Genomic DNA, 17,642 nt, shown 5'->3' with positions numbered 1-17,642 from the left:
CTCGTTGATTCATAAAGTTTTGTCGACGCTCAAGCGTCGAGCCTGAAACCAATAGCAGCCATCGCTAACGTTGTGTCGAGCATACGGTTAGCAAAGCCCCATTCATTATCACACCAGACCAGCGTTTTGATCAGGTGAGCGCCACTCACGCGCGTTTGCGTACCATCAACGATGGCGCTGTGCGGGTCGTGGTTAAAATCTACAGAGACCAACGGTAATTCCGTATAGTCAACTATACCATGAAATGCACCTTGTGCTGCTTTTTGCAGCAACTGGTTGACTTCACTGGCTTTTACTGGTTTTTTCACCGTCACGCTTAAGTCGATCGCCGTCACATTTATGGTCGGTACACGCACCGCAATCGCTTCAAAACGATCGTTAAACTGCGGGAAAATTCGCGTGATGCCCGCCGCCAGTTTGGTATCAACCGGAATAATAGACTGGCTGGCCGCTCGCGTGCGACGCAGGTCAGGATGATAGGCATCAATAACCTGCTGATCGTGCATCGCGGAGTGGATCGTGGTGACGGTACCAGACTCAATGCCGTAAGCATCATCCAGCAATTTAATGACGGGTATTATGCAATTCGTGGTGCAGGAGGCGTTGGAAACGATCCGGTGTTCAGCGCGCAGCTGATCCTGATTAACGCCATACACAACGGTTGCGTCGATGTCGTGACTACCAGGATGTGAAAAGAGCACTTTTTTTGCACCAGCGGCAATATGCGCCTCGCCGTGTTCGCGGTTGCCGAAAACCCCCGTACAGTCCAGCACAACATCGACACTCAGTTCGCGCCAGGGAAGCGCATCGAGCGTTCGCTCATGCAGAATGCGGATCGCGTCATCGCCAACGATGAGCTGGTCACGTTCCTGACGAACATCCCAGGCAAAACGTCCATGGCTGGTGTCATATTTCAACAAATGCGCCATGCCTGCAGCATCCGCCAGTTCGTTGATTGCCACCACGGTGATTTCCGCCCGACGCCCGGATTCATACAAAGCACGAACCACGTTGCGTCCGATGCGACCGAAACCATTAATCGCTACGCGTACGGTCATAGGTCTCCTGCAAGGATTTCTCAGAAACGATGTGGCAGACAGAGTAATGCAGCAAATCGCTCAGGGAAACCTTACCTGTCGCAAACTGCGACTAATTGGTTAATTGTCGAACATTTAATCGACTGAAACGCTTCAGCTAGAATAAGCGAAACGCGGAATAAAAGGAATGATTGTCCAGCCAAAGAAAACAGTTATCTGACGTACATCACATTTTTCCCGCTGAGACCGGGGGAAATTATTCCAGTAAGCCGTAATAATCATTACGGCTTAACAGGAATAATTGGCCTTCACGCAATCCGATATTCACCAGATTCCAGCATCTCCAGCGTCAGGTCACCAGGCAGACTCGCTTCCAGTACCCGACGAACATTTGGTCCGTCGGTACGCTCATAAAACGCCTCAGCGTCAGCTTGTGATAGTCCGCCCGCCAGTTTACGGCCTACCAGTCGTGTACGGAGCGCGTTGGCAGGAGCACGAATAAACAGCGAGTAATCACAAAACTCAGCTAACGCCCGCCACCTTTCATCATCGCGTAATAACCAGTTTCCTTCCACAATCACAATCGGCGCGGTCACTGTTATGGCCGCTTCTACCGGATCGTGTTTTTGCCGGTCATACTGTGGCCAGGTGCCCTCCCCTTCCCTTATCAGACGTAGATTCTGTGCAAGTTTATCCACATCAAAGGTTTCCGGCGCACCTTTGTATGCTCGCAGGTTATGAGCATCCAGCCAGGTGTTGTAGTGATGGAAGCCATCCATCGGCAGCGTCTGGATCTCCGGCAGGCCAGGATCCTGACGGGAGAGATATTCCCAGAAGGTGGTCAGCGTCGATTTACCCGTACCAGGCGGTGCGCTGAGAAAAACGATCGTTCGTCGCTGCGGGTGAGTGGCATGTATTTTTGCCAGATGTTGTAATAACGGTTTGTGGACGTTCTCTATCTCATCATCACGGTAATGTGCTTCAACCTGTAGCCCATTCACCGTTAGTTTGATTTTCACGGCGTTAATTCCTTTAAAATCGCCGTCACTGCCAGCGTCATTGCCGTCTTGACCATTGCGCTAAAGCGCACTTCGGACCACGCAGCAAAGTCGGCAAATTTCATCGACTCCAGCGCACCGTAGAGCGTTGCGTTGCGGGTGATACTGTTCACGTTGCTGACAAAATCCCAGGTAATGTCATCGGCAAAACCGGGGATATTATCCTGCTCGTTCAGGTACTGATAAAATTGAGAGAAATGGGTGATGTCGGCATAAAGCCATTTATCCATTTTTCCCAACGCATAAATCAGACGTAACGCAACGTCGATATCGTCAAGCGGTCCACTCTGGGCGAGTAACGGCTTCACTGCATATTCCACGATCTCTTCATCGTTATTAACGAACAGCGACGGTAGAAAGCGCTTAATGCCCTGGAGCAAAATGTTATGTGCCGTCGTCATAAACGAGAGTAAATTATTTTGAGCATCCAGTTGCTCAAGCACATCGTCTTCTGTCAGCGTCGTCATTCGTTTCTCGATAAATCACCATGAATGCAGAGAGTCTATTATATTACACGTTCGATCCGCGCCGCCGATCAGTAAAGTTTGCGTGCGCACACCATTCGCAACCTGTTGGATCCCTTTCACAAGATCGCCGCCCGTGACCCCTGTTGCGCTGAAGAGGATCTTATCTCCCCCTACCAGTTCGTCCAGCGCGTAGATCCGGTTGATCTCAACGCCCATTTCCGCGCAGCGCTGATGTTCCTGTGCCGCAATCAGACGATTATCTGCGTTATTTCCTTTCGCTTCGCAAAAATCAATCAGTTCAGCCTGCATATCGCCCCCCAGCGCTTTAACCGCACAGGCTGAAATAACCCCTTCAGGCGCGCCGCCAATGGTATACATCAGATCATAAGGATTCTCCTGCATACAGGCCAGCACACTGGCGGCCACGTCGCCGTCGGGCAGAGCAAAGACCTTGACGCCAAGCCGTGTCGCCTCGGCAATCGCTGGTTGAAGGCGCGGTTTATCCAGCGTCACCATCCGCAGTCGCTCCAGCGGTTTACCTAACACCTCTGCCACATTACGCAGATTATCTGCCAACGGCAGCGCCAGATTAATCGCCCCTTTCGCAAACCGATTAACAACCAGTTTTTTCATGTACATATCAGGAGCGTGTAACAAACTACCGCGAGGGGCAAACGCCATGACGGCCAGCGCATTGCTTTGCCCCATAGCCACCATTCGGGTTCCTTCGATAGGATCAACGGCGATATCTACCTCAGGTCCGCTGCCGGTTCCCACTTCCTCACCAATCCACAGCATCGGGGCTTGATCAATCTCCCCTTCGCCAATAACGATGCGTCCGCGAATGGCAATACTGTTCAATGCTTCCCGCATTGCCGTCACAGCCAGACCATCAATCTTGTTTTTATCGCCGCACCCGGTTTGCGGCCAGGCTGCCAGTGCAGCCTGCTCCGTGATACGAAATAGCGGCCATGCCAGCGACATCATATCGCCGCCTCCCCGATATCAACGCCAAAGTGTGCCAAAAGGTATTTTTCTGCCTTTTCATTCCAGATACCGTGCGTCTCCTCCACCAGCAGCGCCAGTTCTTTGAATAATGGGTCAGTTTTCCCTTTCTCGGCAAAATCAGCAATGGCGGTTAGTGGCATGGTAACACCGTTATATATCAGCTTCTTACCGCCGGGGATCGCCGGTAAATTCAATACAGTTTCCGGAACTGCATCAAGGCCGCCAATGTGCGTCACCATAAACGACGGTTGCAGTTGGCCGGTTGCACTGAGCGCAATGGCCTCTTTCATATCATCCGTTGAACCACCAGATGTCCCGACAACGTGAGTGCTGTTGTAGTGCACGTTATAAAAATTAAACGGCACTTTGAAGTTACTGTCCGTAGGACCGGCAAAAAAATTCAGGCAACCATCTTCCGCGAGTAAATCATCAGCCATCTCAACAACTGCAGGCACTGCCGCATACACAAAGACATCATCAAAACCTGCGTCATGAGTTAACGCTCGCAGCATCGCTGTCGGAGAATCCATGCCAGTAGTATTCACATAGATGAGCTCAATCCCCTTTTCTGCCGCCCGCTCAACGGGCAACAGTTTTTTAGCCTGCGCCAGTCGTGCTTCGTCAATGTCGACCACCACCACGCGCGACGGCTGAATATTCCCGTTAATGGCATAATCTATTGCACCAATACCCATCGGCCCGGCGCAGGCCAGAAGCGCAATGTTCCCCCCTGGCTTAATCCCCATGCGATGCTCATAAACGTAAGGCGTGGTGTGAAAATTCGCGTTATACGCGCCAATAATGCAGCACATCGGTTCTGCCAATGAGGCGGCAGCAAAATAAGAGCCGTGGTAAGGCAAAACGCATCCCAGGTTAATCGCCACTTCCGGGATAATCATATATGTCGCATTGCCGCCAAAATATTCATAGCTGTATCCTGCTGAATATCCACTTGGCAATCCCATCGCGGGTTGCAACACAAAACGCTGACCTTTCTTATATTTATCCGTCAGGTTTTTTCCCACCTCAACAATAATACCTGCACATTCATGTCCGGTAATCACCGGATGGTTTTCCAGATCGTCCGGTACGCGTTTATGATCGCTCCCCAATGCTGCTGCTTTCCAGGTGGACAAACAAACGCTATCGGATATTACGCTTACTAACAATTCATTATCTGTAATTGCAGGCAGTTCAAACTCGCGGATACGAATATCCTGCTTGCCATATATGGCAGCAACTTTCGTTTTCATATTCACTCCAAAAATAGAAGAAGGCTAGTTCGCAGTAATGCGTTTAAATAAATCATCCAACAATGGGTCACCAATATAGTTCTTAATCAGCACTAATGGCTTTTCACTTACACGTTTAACACGACCTTCAAGACTGGCATGGGTGACAATAATATCGGCATCTTGCGGAACGTTTTCGATAGCATAATGCGTCACAGTAATATTCAATCCCGCTTTCTCCAGACGCTTACGAAACGTGGTTGCCCCCATAGCACTGGAACCCATTCCTGCATCACAGACAAAAGCGACACGTTTAATGTTTTTATAAGAGAATTTCCCTTCCTGCTTCATCGCTTTGACGGTTCTGGCTGATTCAGCAAAGTCATCTTCACTTTCTGTTTCAACGTTCTTTTCTATTTTCAGGATGACAGAGGTAATAACAAAAGTAACAACGGTTCCCGCGGTGACTCCTGCAATGGTCGCGAGGAAAGAACCTTTCGGCGTTAATGCCAGATAGGCGAATATAGATCCTGGGCTTGGCCCCGCAACTAACCCACCGTCCAGCAGGTGGAATACCCACGTCCCGGTCATTCCCCCGGCAATCATCGCGATCAGGGTCAGAGGCTTCATCAGCACATACGGGAAATACAGTTCATGAATACCACCGAGGAAGTGGATAATCATGGCGCCTGGCGCAGACTTTTTACTCATCCCTTTGCCAAAGATAGCAAAGCCGAGTAACAAACCTAATCCCGGCCCTGGGTTAGATGCCACCATGAAGAAAATCGATTTTCCCGTTTCAGAAGCTTGCTGCATCCCCAGCGGATAATACACCCCCTGATCGATGGCATTGTTCAGAAAGAGGATTTTTGCCGGCTCATTGATTACGGATAGCAACGGCAGATAGCCCGCATGAACCAACGCTTCAATACACTCCTTCACGAAATTATTGGCAATGAGAACCGCTGGGCCGATAACTTCAAACCCCAGCAAGCATAAAAGCATTCCCGCAATACCAAGAGAGAAATTATTGATAACCATCTCGAAGCCTGCAGGAATGCGTTTTTCCAGCAGACGGTCGATATGCTTAATCACCCAACCGCCAAGCGGCCCCATTACCATCGCGCCAAGGAACATCGGGATATCCGCGCCCACAATAACGCCAATAGAACCAATGCCCCCCATTACCGCACCGCGTTTCCCGCCAACCAGATGCCCCCCAGTGGAGCCAATCATGACGGGCAGTAAATAGGTAATCATCGGACCGACAATTTTGGCGAAATGCTCATTCGGCATCCAACCGGTAGGAATAAATAATGCGGTAATAAAACCCCAGGCAATAAATGCGCCGATGTTGGGAATGACCATTGCAGTCAAAAACCCACCAAAAGCCTGGACTTTGGCACGAGCAGACTTGTTTTCCATAATAATGTCCTGAAAGGAAACCGTTAATTATGCTTGAGCGATAATATCCGCCAATTGTTTTTCTGATTTAGCCGCTAACAAAGCGGTTAGTGCTTCCTCTTCACATAATAATTCGCTTAAGGCCTGAATAGCGCCAATGTGTGAATCAGCATTAGCCGCCGACAATCCGATTAATAATCTGATACCTTCATCATCTTCGGCAAATTTCACTTCCTGTTTGAGAAGCGTTAATGACATACCGGTTTTTAACGCGCCACACTCCGGTCGAGCGTGCGGCATGGCGACGCCTGGCGCTAAAATATAATAAGGACCATTGTTAGTCGTTGAGTCTTTAATGGCCTGAATATAATCTGAATTGACATAATGATTGGCGAGTAAGGATGACATAGAAAAGTCAATTGCCTCCTGCCAGTTCTTTGCTGAATTTTTTATTGAGATAGATGATTCGGGAAAGTAATCAATCAGCCGCATACATTTTCCTTATTTTATTTTTAGGGTACGAGTTAGCGTTAAAAATAAAATACGCGCACGGCAAAATGAAATCAATCGAGGAGAAAACTACATACAGCGCAGAATGTTTTTTGGTGATGCCTTTAAAAACAATGAATTGAGAAAAGAAATATAAAAATCAACAGCAATAATGTGATTCAAGCTGCAAATATAAAACATCGCTAAATATCATATTTGTGATGCAAATCTACATTTTTGGGTTGCGAACGATCAAATAAATTTACTTACTTTAAAAAAACGGGCCGCATAAGCGACCCGTTTTCACCTGTAATCAAAATTACAGCAGTTCTTTTGCTTTCGCGACAACGTTGTCGACAGTGAAGCCAAACTCTTCAAACAGCAGCTCAGCCGGTGCAGACTCACCAAAGGTAGTCATACCAACGATAGCGCCGTTCAGGCCCACGTATTTGAACCAGTAGTCTGCGATACCCGCTTCCACTGCAACACGTGCGGAAACAGCTTTCGGCAGTACGGACTCGCGATAAGCGGCATCCTGTTTGTCGAACGCGTCGGTAGACGGCATGGAAACCACGCGCGCTTTAACGCCTTCAGCGGTCAGTTTGTCCCAGGCAGCCACAGCCAGCTCAACTTCAGAACCGGTAGCGATGAAGATCAGTTCCGGCTGACCGGCGCAATCTTTCAGCACGTAACCACCGCGCGCGATGTTCGCCAGCTGCTCTTCGGTACGTTCCTGCTGTGCCAGGTTCTGGCGGGAGAGGATCAGCGCGGTCGGACCGTCCTGACGCTCTACTCCGTATTTCCATGCAACGGCAGATTCAACCTGGTCACACGGACGCCAGGTGCTCATGTTCGGGGTCACACGCAGCGAAGCTACCTGCTCTACCGGCTGGTGAGTCGGGCCATCTTCGCCCAGACCGATGGAGTCGTGGGTATAGACCATCACCTGACGCTGTTTCATCAGCGCAGCCATACGCACCGCGTTACGGGCATATTCCACAAACATCAGGAAGGTGGAGGTGTACGGCAGGAAGCCACCGTGCAGGGAGATACCGTTAGCGATAGCGGTCATACCGAATTCACGTACACCGTAATGGATGTAGTTACCGGCAGTATCTTCGTTGATAGCTTTAGAACCAGACCACAGAGTCAGGTTACTTGGTGCCAGGTCAGCGGAGCCGCCGAGGAATTCAGGCAGCAGAGGACCAAACGCTTCAATCGCGTTCTGAGACGCTTTACGGCTGGCGATTTTCGCCGGGTTAGCCTGCAGCTTAGCGATGAACTCGTTCGCTTTTGCGTCGAAGTCAGACGGCATTTCACCTTTCATACGACGGGTGAATTCAGCGGCTTCCTGCGGGAAGGCTTTCGCATAAGCAGCGAACTTCTCGTTCCATGCAGCTTCTTTTGCCTGGCCTGCTTCTTTCGCATCCCACTGCGCGTAGATTTCAGACGGAATTTCAAACGGCGCGTATTTCCAGCCCAACTGTTCGCGGGTCAGTGCGATTTCTGCATCACCCAGCGGTGCACCGTGAGAGTCGTGGGTACCGGCTTTATTCGGGGAACCGAAACCGATGATGGTTTTGCACATCAGCAGGGACGGTTTGTCGGTCACAGCGCGAGCTTCTTCAACTGCGCGCTTAATCGCGTCAGCATCGTGACCATCAACGCCACGAACCACGTGCCAGCCGTAAGCTTCGAAACGCTTAGCGGTGTCATCGGTGAACCAGCCTTCAACGTGGCCATCGATAGAGATGCCGTTGTCATCGTAGAACGCTACCAGTTTACCCAGCTTCAGCGTACCGGCCAGGGAACATACCTCGTGAGAGATACCTTCCATCATGCAGCCGTCGCCCATGAAAGCATAGGTGAAGTGGTCAACGATGTCGTGACCAGGACGGTTAAACTGCGCCGCCAGCGTTTTTTCGGCGATAGCCATACCCACAGCATTCGCAATGCCCTGACCCAGAGGACCGGTAGTGGTTTCAACACCCGCGGTGTAACCCACTTCCGGGTGACCCGGCGTTTTGGAATGCAGCTGACGGAAGTTCTGCAGCTCGGACATCGGCAGATCGTAGCCGGTGAGGTGCAGCAGGCTGTAAATCAGCATGGAGCCGTGGCCGTTGGACAGCACGAAGCGGTCACGGTCAGCCCAGGACGGGTTAGTCGGGTTGTGGTTCAGGAAATCACGCCACAGGACTTCGGCAATGTCAGCCATACCCATCGGGGCACCCGGGTGACCGGATTTGGCTTTCTGTACTGCGTCCATGCTCAGCGCACGAATAGCATTGGCAAGCTCTTTACGTGAGGACATTTTGACTCCAGATCGGATAATGAAGGCTGAGCCCTTAACGACTTGACGACAGCGCGTTTTGGGCTACGCCGGAAAAAAGTGCCAACAATGTAACCCAAGCCGCGTGTCATGTACATGGAGCATCCTTTTACCGCTTCAGAAATCTCTGGATCATGCGCGCAAGTTGCGCAATCTTCTCGCCCGCTGAATGTTCTTTTCTTTATACTAAGGCCGAGCGTCGGTTTACCTGCAAACGACGCATTTTTTAGAAAAATCCTGACTTTGTGCGGAAGAGAAAAAATGAAAATTCGCGCTTTACTGCTTGCTACGAGCATGGCGGCGGCATTGACCGGCTGCCAGAACATGGACTCAAACGGACTACTTTCTTCTGGCGCAGAGGCTTTTCAGGCCTATAGTCTGAGCGATACTCAGGTAAAAGCGCTGAGCGATCAGGCCTGTAAAGATATGGACAGCAAGGCTACTATCGCCCCTGCCAGCAGCGAGTACGCAACGCGTCTTGGCAAAATCGCCGCCGCGCTTGGCGACAACATTAACGGCCAGCCGGTGAACTACAAAGTCTATATGGCGAAAGATGTGAATGCCTTTGCCATGGCGAACGGTTGTATCCGCGTGTACAGCGGCCTGATGGATATGATGACCGATAACGAAGTCGAAGCGGTGATCGGCCACGAAATGGGCCACGTCGCACTGGGTCATGTGAAAAAAGGCATGCAGGTCGCGCTGGGCACTAACGCCGTACGTGCAGCAGCGGCTTCCGCTGGCGGCATTGTCGGCAGCCTGTCGCAGTCGCAATTGGGCGATCTTGGCGAGAAACTGGTGAACTCGCAGTTCTCCCAGCGTCAGGAATCCGAAGCGGATGATTACTCGTATGATTTGTTGCGCAAACGTGGGATCAATCCGGCAGGACTGGCCACCAGCTTTGAGAAACTGGCTAAACTGGAAGCAGGACGCCAAAGCTCAATGTTTGACGATCACCCGGCATCTGCAGAACGTGCGCAACACATTCGCGATCGCATGAGCGCTGACGGGATAAAATAATCCTCGAACAGTGCCGGATGGCGGCGTGAACGCCTTATCCGGCCTACAAATTCAGCAATAATGTAGGCCGGACTAGCGTCAGCGACATCCGGCAAAATAGTCCGAAACCCGTTATTCGCCTTTCTTCGCCGCCTGGATATACAGCATTTCCAGTGCCAGCGTAGCCGCCGCCAGCGCGGTGATCTCTGACTGATCGTAGGCCGGAGCCACTTCCACCACATCCATCCCGACGATATGCAGATCTTTCAGACCACGTACCAGCTTGATCGCGCGATCGGAAGTCAGACCGCCGATCACGGGCGTACCGGTTCCTGGAGCAAACGCCGGATCGAGGCAGTCGATATCAAAGGTCAGATACACCGGCATATCACCAACAATCTGCTTAACCTGGGCGATGATGTCATCTATGCCGCGATCGTTCACCTGGCAAGCATCCAGCACGGTAAAGCCGTTATCTTTGTCGAACTCGGTACGAATACCGATCTGCACAGAGTGATTCGGATCGATCAGACCTTCGTTCGGCGCAGTGTAGAACATGGTACCGTGGTCGAATTCACAGCCGTTAGCGTAGGTGTCGGTGTGGGCATCAAAGTGCACCAGCGCCATTTTACCAAAGTGTTTAGCGTGCGCGCGCAGGAGCGGCAGCGTGACGAAGTGGTCACCGCCGAAAGAGAGCATGCGCTTACCGGCAGAAAGCAACTTCTCAGCATGCGCCTGCAGTTTTTCACTCATTTCACGGGCATCACCGAACGCATAAACCAGATCGCCGCAGTCCACCACGTTCAGGCGCTCGCGCATATCGAAGTCCCACGGGAAGCGATTGTGTTCCCACGCCAGGTTAGTGGAAACCTGACGGATCGCAGCCGGACCATGACGACCGCCCGCGCGGCCAGACGTTGCCATATCAAACGGTACGCCGGTGATCACCCAGTCGGCGTCGCTGTCGTACGGCATGAAGTTCATCGGCAGACGCAAAAAACCAAAGGCGTTAGAAACCAGGGAGTTGTCGTATTGATGACCTAAGGTGCTCATGTACTGACCTCTTTTAAAATCGGTGAAAAAAAATCCCCTCCGCGTCGTTAAGCCCGACGAGGAAGGGATTGATTTACGTGACTACTTGTATAGGCGAATTATCGCCGTTAATTTGCTCAGGTTCAAGCGAACCCCAACAGCATTACTCGTCTTCGAGATAGGTATATCCGTACAGACCTGCCTCAAACTCTTCGAGGAACTGCTGCTGCAACTCGGTATCCAGATCGGTGTTTTTCACCTGGTCACGGAACTGCGTTAGCAGGGTGTTCGGATCCAACTGCACGTATTGCAGCATATCCGCCACGGTATCCCCTTCGTCAGACAGCTCCACTTCCACGCTGCCGTCAGGGAAGACGAACACGTCAACCGCTTCAGTATCACCGAACAGGTTGTGCATGTTGCCAAGGATCTCCTGGTACGCACCCACCATAAAGAAGCCCAGCATCGGCGGGTTCTCCGGATCGTATTCCGGCATCGGCATGGTGGTCGCAATGCCGTCACCATCAACATAGTGGTCGATAGCGCCATCAGAGTCACAGGTGATATCCAGCAGCACCGCACGGCGCTCAGGAGCCTTGTTCAGCCCTTCCAACGGCATCACCGGGAACAGCTGATCGATCCCCCACGCATCCGGCATCGACTGGAACAGCGAGAAGTTGACGTAAATCTTATCCGCCATACGCTCCTGCAACTCGTCGATAATCGGACGGTGCGCGCGGTTGCTCGGGTCGAGTTGTTTTTGCACATCGTGACACATGTTCAGATAGAGCTGTTCTGCCCACGCGCGTTCCTGCAGGCTAAAGGTGCCTGAAGAGTACCCAACGTGAATATCGTGCAGATCCATCTGGCTGTCGTGCAGCCATTCACGCAGCGAACGACGGGTTCCCGGCTCATGCATCTCTTGCCAGGTTTCCCACATGCTTTGCAGGGCACGCGGCGCATCGTCAGCCGGAGGCGTTGCTTCGGTATGCTCGCTACGCTCAACGCCGATAATATTAGACACCAGCACGGTATGATGCGCGGTAACAGCGCGACCGGATTCGGTAATTACCGTCGGGTGCGGCAGACCGTGCTCTTCACAGGCGTCGCCAATCGCCCAGATGATGTTGTTCGCGTATTCGTTCAGGCCGTAGTTTACGGAGCAGTCAGACTGCGAACGGGTACCTTCGTAGTCCACGCCCAGGCCACCGCCCACGTCGAAGCACTGGATATTTACGCCAAGCTTGTGCAGCTCAACGTAGAAACGCGCCGACTCACGTACGCCGGTGGCAATATCACGAATGTTCGCCATCTGTGAGCCGAGGTGGAAGTGCAGCAACTGAATACTGTCCAGACGACCGCGCTCGCGCAGCATTTCTACCAGTTGCAGCACCTGGTTTGCCGCCAGGCCGAATTTCGATTTCTCTCCGCCGGAGGACTGCCATTTGCCGGAGCCCTGCGACGCCAGACGCGCACGCACGCCCAGACGCGGAACAACATTCAGTCGTTCAGCTTCATCCAGCACGATAGCGATTTCAGACATCTTCTCGATGACCAGATAGATCTTATGGCCCATCTTTTCGCCAATTAGCGCCAGGCGGATGTATTCGCGGTCTTTATAGCCGTTACACACGATCACGCTGCGGGTCATTCCGGCATGAGCCAGAACGGCCATCAGTTCAGCTTTAGAACCGGCTTCCAGCCCCAGCGGTTCGCCGGAGTGGATCAGCGATTCAATCACGCGACGGTGCTGGTTAACCTTGATCGGGTAAACGAGGAAATAGTCACCGTTGTAGCCGTAAGACTCACGGGCGCGCTTAAACGCGGCGTTAATCGAACGCAGACGGTGTTGCAGGATCTGCGGGAAGCAGAACAATGCAGGCAAACGCTGGCCCTGCGCTTCACGGGCTTTCACCAACTCAGCAAGGTCAACGCGCGCTTCTGGTACGTCGGGATCCGGGCACACGCTGATGTGGCCCAGTTCATTGACGTCATAGTAGTTATTACCCCACCAGGCAATATTGTAAGTACGCAGCATCTTGCTGGCTTCCTGGGAACTCATTGCAACCTCCTGCATGGAGCGTAGTACACCGTGTTCGCCTGCTGACGAAGGCGAACCCAAAGAAATGTCGTCAGACATAGCGAACCTCAAATTTTATTAACAAGTGTAAAACAGTTGACTACTATCGCAATCCGAAGACGCGATAACAACCCAAATACAGGCAGAATTTCCAGCAGATAGTGCTGACGCTCCGACTGTGCGACCGGTTTCTTTTTCATATCAATGTAAACACGTAACCGAACTTAATGCTGACGGTTCGGCGAAACCACGAGAAAACTCTTGTTTACCAAGAGCGCCCTTGTTCAGTTCTTAGTGACCGTTGCCGGCCCTGGAGTCCTGAGAAGCGCCGAGATGGGTATAACATCGGCAGGTATGCAAGATGCAGATTGCGGGGGACATATGTACACCAGAACGGTGCGACAGATTCAGCAGAATACAACGGTTCATTATCTCGTATCACCTCCACGGTTGCTCCTGACGGAACGAACCCACAAGCCAAAGCTAAAGTTTTAACCCGGCTGGAAGTGGCAACACGATGAAAACGTCGTGTGCTTTTTTGTCTATCCTCAATAAATCGAGTTGCGGGAAGGCGGCAACGCAGTGATTCCCCGGGCGCTTACAGGAGTAAGTGACTGGGGCGAGTATTGCCAACGCACATGCAACTTGAAGTATGACGGATATGAGCCGCGCGCCGCGTTTTATACCGACAACAGTACGAAAAAGCAAAAGATAAATACGCGCATTGCCAGCACCGTCAGGAAAAATTTCCAGTTACATTTTCAGTACAATGCGAGCTCAATCAAAAAAAGCTGGAAATCAGGCGCAGAACCGCCTTAAAATAGCCGTCCAGATGTTAATCCATCTATACCGATTAACACTCAGACTGCCAGTGTCCGTCATCTGCAGACTCATGGTAGAATCTTCTACACATGGCTATTCCACTCGACAGTTTGAGCTAACTACATTCTCCTTAGGTGAAATTAAATATGGCAAAACACCTTTTTACGTCCGAGTCCGTATCAGAAGGGCATCCTGACAAAATCGCTGACCAAATCTCTGATGCCGTGCTGGATGCAATCCTGGAGCAGGATCCGAAAGCACGCGTTGCCTGCGAAACCTACGTCAAAACCGGCATGGTTTTAGTTGGCGGTGAGATCACCACCAGCGCATGGGTTGATATCGAAGAGATCACCCGTAACACGGTTCGCGAAATTGGCTATGTGCATTCCGACATGGGCTTTGATGCCAACTCTTGTGCGGTACTGAGCGCGATTGGTAAACAGTCTCCGGACATCAACCAGGGTGTTGACCGTGCGGATCCGCTGGAACAGGGTGCAGGCGACCAGGGTCTGATGTTTGGTTATGCAACCAACGAAACCGACGTGCTAATGCCAGCCCCGATTACCTATGCTCACCGTCTGGTGCAGCGTCAGGCTGAAGTGCGTAAAAACGGCACCTTATCCTGGCTGCGCCCGGATGCAAAAAGCCAGGTAACCTTCCAGTATGACGACGGTAAAATCGTCGGGATCGATGCGGTTGTTCTGTCGACTCAGCACTCTGAAGATATCGATCAGAAATCGCTGCAAGAAGCCGTTATGGAAGAGATCATCAAACCGGTACTGCCGACTGAATGGCTGACAGCTTCAACCAAGTTCTTCATCAACCCAACTGGTCGTTTCGTTATCGGCGGTCCAATGGGTGACTGCGGTCTGACGGGTCGTAAAATCATCGTTGATACCTACGGCGGCATGGCCCGTCACGGCGGCGGCGCATTCTCTGGTAAGGATCCGTCTAAAGTTGACCGTTCCGCAGCTTATGCAGCCCGCTACGTAGCGAAAAACATCGTTGCCGCTGGCCTGGCTGACCGTTGTGAGATTCAGGTTTCCTACGCAATCGGCGTGGCTGAACCGACCTCTATCATGGTGGAAACGTTCGGTACTGAAAAAGTGCCTTCAGAGCAGCTGACCCTGCTGGTGCGTGAGTTCTTCGACCTGCGCCCGTATGGCCTGATTCAGATGCTGGATCTGCTGCACCCGATTTACAAAGAAACCGCTGCTTACGGTCACTTTGGTCGCGAACATTTCCCATGGGAAAAAACCGACAAAGCCGCCCTGCTGCGTGAAGCTGCCGGTCTGAAGTAATACCCCTACGGCTCAACGCTTATGAAGACCAGCCTCGTGCTGGTCTTTTTTTATGTCATTTGCTCTCCCATCCCCCATCGCTATAACCACGCTAATTTCATTTGCCTCAATAACAAATGAAAGCGATTACATAGCACGGTATTTCTATCTACCTTGAATTCACATCTCTTAGTTACCAGCATTGCATCACTGTTACATCATATTTCAGCATTGTCTTAAAATCAGCCAATCACCTTTATTCTATAATAATAAATAATGTTAACTTTCAACCCATTAAACAATAATCCACATGAATGCCAGTGTAACCGATTACAATAATGTGATGTGATTCGCATTTTTTTACCCCGTACTCACCTACCCTTAACATCAACAAAACTAGCTACCCAACGGAGGGCATCATGCCTGACAATAAAAAAACGGGGCATTCCAACAAAGCCATGACATTTTTTGTCTGCTTCCTGGCAGCCCTGGCTGGATTACTTTTTGGCCTGGATATCGGTGTTATTGCCGGTGCTTTACCATTCATCACCGACGAGTTCCAAATTACCCCACACACTCAGGAATGGGTGGTGAGTTCCATGATGTTTGGTGCGGCAGTGGGCGCCGTCGGCAGCGGTTGGCTCTCCTTCAAGCTGGGGCGTAAAAAAAGCCTGATGATCGGCGCAATCCTGTTTGTTGCCGGTTCGCTGTTCTCCGCCGCAGCGCCAAACGTTGAAGTGCTGCTGGTTTCCCGCGTGCTGCTCGGCCTGGCAGTCGGCGTTGCGTCTTATACCGCACCGTTGTACTTGTCCGAAATCGCCCCGGAAAAAATTCGCGGCAGCATGATTTCTATGTATCAGTTAATGATCACCATCGGTATTTTAGGTGCGTATCTTTCCGATACGGCGTTTAGCTACAGCGGCGCATGGCGCTGGATGCTGGGCGTGATCATCATCCCTGCCCTGTTACTGCTGGTTGGCGTCATCTTCCTGCCGGACAGCCCGCGTTGGTTTGCGGCTAAACGTCGTTTTGTCGATGCCGAACGCGTTCTGTTGCGTCTGCGTGACACCAGCGCTGAAGCCAAACGCGAGCTGGATGAAATTCGTGAAAGCCTGCAAGTGAAGCAGAGCGGCTGGGCGCTGTTTAAAGAAAACAGCAACTTCCGCCGCGCAGTTTTCCTTGGCGTCCTGTTACAGGTGATGCAGCAGTTCACCGGGATGAACGTCATTATGTATTACGCACCAAAAATCTTTGAGCTGGCGGGTTACACCAACACCACCGAACAGATGTGGGGGACCGTTATTGTCGGTCTGACCAACGTGCTGGCAACCTTTATCGCCATTGGCCTAGTTGACCGCTGGGGCCGTAAACCTACGCTGATCCTCGGCTTTATCGTCATGGCCGTCGGTATGGGCGTGCTGGGTACCATGATGCACGTGGGTATTCACTCGCCAGCCGCACAATACTTCGCAGTGCTGATGCTGCTAATGTTTATCGTTGGCTTTGCGATGAGCGCCGGTCCGCTGATTTGGGTACTGTGCTCTGAAATCCAGCCGCTGAAAGGCCGCGATTTCGGCATCACCTGCTCTACCGCAACTAACTGGATTGCCAACATGATTGTCGGCGCAACCTTCCTGACGATGCTGAACTCGCTGGGCAGCGCCAACACCTTCTGGGTCTACGGTGGCCTGAACGTACTGTTCATCTTCCTGACCCTGTGGCTGATCCCTGAAACTAAAAACGTCTCTCTGGAACACATTGAACGTAACCTGATGAAAGGTCGTAAACTGCGCGAAATTGGCGCACACGACTAATCTCGTTAGGCTTCCTCCCCCGTGGGAGGGAGCCTTCCTCTTGCAGTCCCTTCCCTGTCGCACTATCCTCTGGCGTTATGAAAACCTCCCGTCTCCCGATCGCCATCCAGCAAGCCGTTATGCGCAGCCTGCGGGAAAAACTCGCTCAGGCCAATCTCAAGCTCGAACGCCAATACCCGGAACCAAAGCTGGTTTACCAACAGCGCGGAACCGCCGCGGGTACCGCGTGGCTACAAACCTACGAAATTCGTCTTAATCCAGTTTTGCTGATGGAGAATGTTGACGCGTTCGTTAACGAAGTGGTGCCCCATGAACTGGCGCATCTACTGGTGTGGAAACACTTTGGCCGCGTACCGCCGCACGGGAAAGAGTGGAAATGGATGATGGAGAGCGTGCTGGGCGTACCGGCCCGGCGCACGCATCAGTTTGAGCTGCAATCCGTGCAGCGTAAGACCTTTACATACCGCTGTAAGTGTCAGGAGCACCAACTGACCGTCCGCCGCCATAACCGCGTTGTACGCGGCGAAGCCACCTACCGCTGCGTTCACTGCGGTCAACCGCTGGTTGCAGAATAATCTTCAGAATTATCAG

The 17,642-nt window shown here is 51.8% G+C and carries 16 protein-coding genes; 4 read left to right on the top strand and 12 right to left on the bottom strand.

Features of this window, described 5'->3' with window-relative positions; translation table 11 throughout:
- Positions 1-29 precede the first annotated feature (29 nt).
- The 8 genes from epd to tkt all read right to left on the bottom strand — a co-directional run bounded on the left by epd (position 30) and on the right by tkt (position 9,006).
- Positions 30-1,058: an erythrose-4-phosphate dehydrogenase gene (gene epd / locus OGV65_RS02435; RefSeq protein ID WP_016154379.1), complete on the bottom strand. Its 1,029-nt coding sequence runs from the start codon at positions 1,056-1,058 to the stop codon at positions 30-32.
- 287 nt (positions 1,059-1,345) lie between these two features.
- Positions 1,346-2,056, bottom strand: a complete 711-nt coding sequence (locus OGV65_RS02430) for a nucleoside/nucleotide kinase family protein (protein ID WP_235117295.1) — start codon at positions 2,054-2,056, stop codon at positions 1,346-1,348.
- Positions 2,053-2,562 carry an MltR family transcriptional regulator gene (locus tag OGV65_RS02425; protein ID WP_016154381.1) on the bottom strand — a complete coding sequence of 170 codons (510 nt, stop codon included), beginning with the start codon at positions 2,560-2,562 and terminating at the stop codon, positions 2,053-2,055. Before OGV65_RS02425 ends, OGV65_RS02430 begins: the two co-directional genes overlap by 4 nt.
- A gap of 15 nt (positions 2,563-2,577) precedes the next feature.
- Positions 2,578-3,549 carry a class II fructose-bisphosphatase gene (gene glpX, locus OGV65_RS02420; RefSeq protein ID WP_200047157.1) on the bottom strand — a complete coding sequence of 324 codons (972 nt, stop codon included), beginning with the start codon at positions 3,547-3,549 and terminating at the stop codon, positions 2,578-2,580.
- Positions 3,546-4,823, bottom strand: coding sequence for a zinc-binding dehydrogenase (locus tag OGV65_RS02415; RefSeq protein ID WP_181220825.1), 1,278 nt, complete (start codon positions 4,821-4,823; stop codon positions 3,546-3,548). The genes glpX and OGV65_RS02415 overlap by 4 nt, the downstream gene beginning before the upstream one ends.
- Positions 4,824-4,847: 24 nt before the next feature.
- Complete coding sequence (locus OGV65_RS02410) at positions 4,848-6,227, bottom strand: PTS mannitol transporter subunit IIBC (protein ID WP_153690034.1); 1,380 nt, start codon at positions 6,225-6,227, stop codon at positions 4,848-4,850.
- 27 nt (positions 6,228-6,254) lie between these two features.
- Positions 6,255-6,698 (bottom strand): PTS mannitol transporter subunit IIA, encoded by a 444-nt coding sequence (cmtB, locus tag OGV65_RS02405; RefSeq protein ID WP_049282161.1) that lies wholly within the window; start codon positions 6,696-6,698, stop codon positions 6,255-6,257.
- Between the two features lie 316 nt (positions 6,699-7,014).
- Entirely contained in the window at positions 7,015-9,006 is a 1,992-nt protein-coding gene (tkt, locus tag OGV65_RS02400; protein ID WP_016154386.1) for a transketolase, read from the bottom strand.
- A 279-nt stretch (positions 9,007-9,285) separates the two neighbouring features.
- On the opposite strand from tkt, the gene loiP reads away from it, so the two are divergent.
- Positions 9,286-10,044 (top strand): metalloprotease LoiP, encoded by a 759-nt coding sequence (gene loiP, locus OGV65_RS02395; RefSeq protein ID WP_016154387.1) that lies wholly within the window; start codon positions 9,286-9,288, stop codon positions 10,042-10,044.
- Positions 10,045-10,155: 111 nt separating this feature from the next.
- Here the strand turns inward: loiP and speB are convergent, their stop codons facing one another.
- The 4 genes from speB to yqgG all read right to left on the bottom strand — a co-directional run bounded on the left by speB (position 10,156) and on the right by yqgG (position 13,564).
- Positions 10,156-11,076: an agmatinase gene (gene speB / locus OGV65_RS02390; protein WP_286454558.1), complete on the bottom strand. Its 921-nt coding sequence runs from the start codon at positions 11,074-11,076 to the stop codon at positions 10,156-10,158.
- 142 nt (positions 11,077-11,218) lie between these two features.
- On the bottom strand, positions 11,219-13,195 hold the full coding sequence (speA, locus tag OGV65_RS02385) for a biosynthetic arginine decarboxylase (RefSeq protein WP_016154389.1): 1,977 nt from the start codon (positions 13,193-13,195) through the stop codon (positions 11,219-11,221).
- An 8-nt stretch (positions 13,196-13,203) separates the two neighbouring features.
- Positions 13,204-13,335, bottom strand: a complete 132-nt coding sequence (yqgB, locus tag OGV65_RS02380; protein ID WP_049041971.1) for an acid stress response protein YqgB — start codon at positions 13,333-13,335, stop codon at positions 13,204-13,206.
- A gap of 91 nt (positions 13,336-13,426) precedes the next feature.
- The gene (yqgG, locus tag OGV65_RS02375; RefSeq protein ID WP_269149342.1) at positions 13,427-13,564 is read right to left on the bottom strand and encodes a small protein YqgG; all 138 of its coding nucleotides are present in this window, start codon (positions 13,562-13,564) and stop codon (positions 13,427-13,429) included.
- A gap of 539 nt (positions 13,565-14,103) precedes the next feature.
- Between yqgG and metK the strand changes: the two genes are divergently transcribed.
- From metK to OGV65_RS02360, 3 genes are all read left to right on the top strand, one after another.
- Positions 14,104-15,258, top strand: coding sequence for a methionine adenosyltransferase (metK, locus tag OGV65_RS02370; protein ID WP_003027071.1), 1,155 nt, complete (start codon positions 14,104-14,106; stop codon positions 15,256-15,258).
- Positions 15,259-15,656: 398 nt separating this feature from the next.
- Complete coding sequence (gene galP / locus OGV65_RS02365; RefSeq protein ID WP_016154390.1) at positions 15,657-17,051, top strand: galactose/proton symporter; 1,395 nt, start codon at positions 15,657-15,659, stop codon at positions 17,049-17,051.
- Positions 17,052-17,128: 77 nt separating this feature from the next.
- Entirely contained in the window at positions 17,129-17,626 is a 498-nt protein-coding gene (locus OGV65_RS02360; protein WP_016154391.1) for a SprT family zinc-dependent metalloprotease, read from the top strand.
- The last annotated feature ends 16 nt before the right edge of the window (positions 17,627-17,642 follow it).

This window comes from Citrobacter sp. Cb004 (genome assembly GCF_030337065.1).
In the GTDB taxonomy this organism is placed as follows: domain Bacteria; phylum Pseudomonadota; class Gammaproteobacteria; order Enterobacterales; family Enterobacteriaceae; genus Citrobacter; species Citrobacter braakii.
The sequence above is the reverse complement of the archived record's forward strand: the minus strand, read 5'-3'. Positions and strand labels throughout refer to the sequence as shown.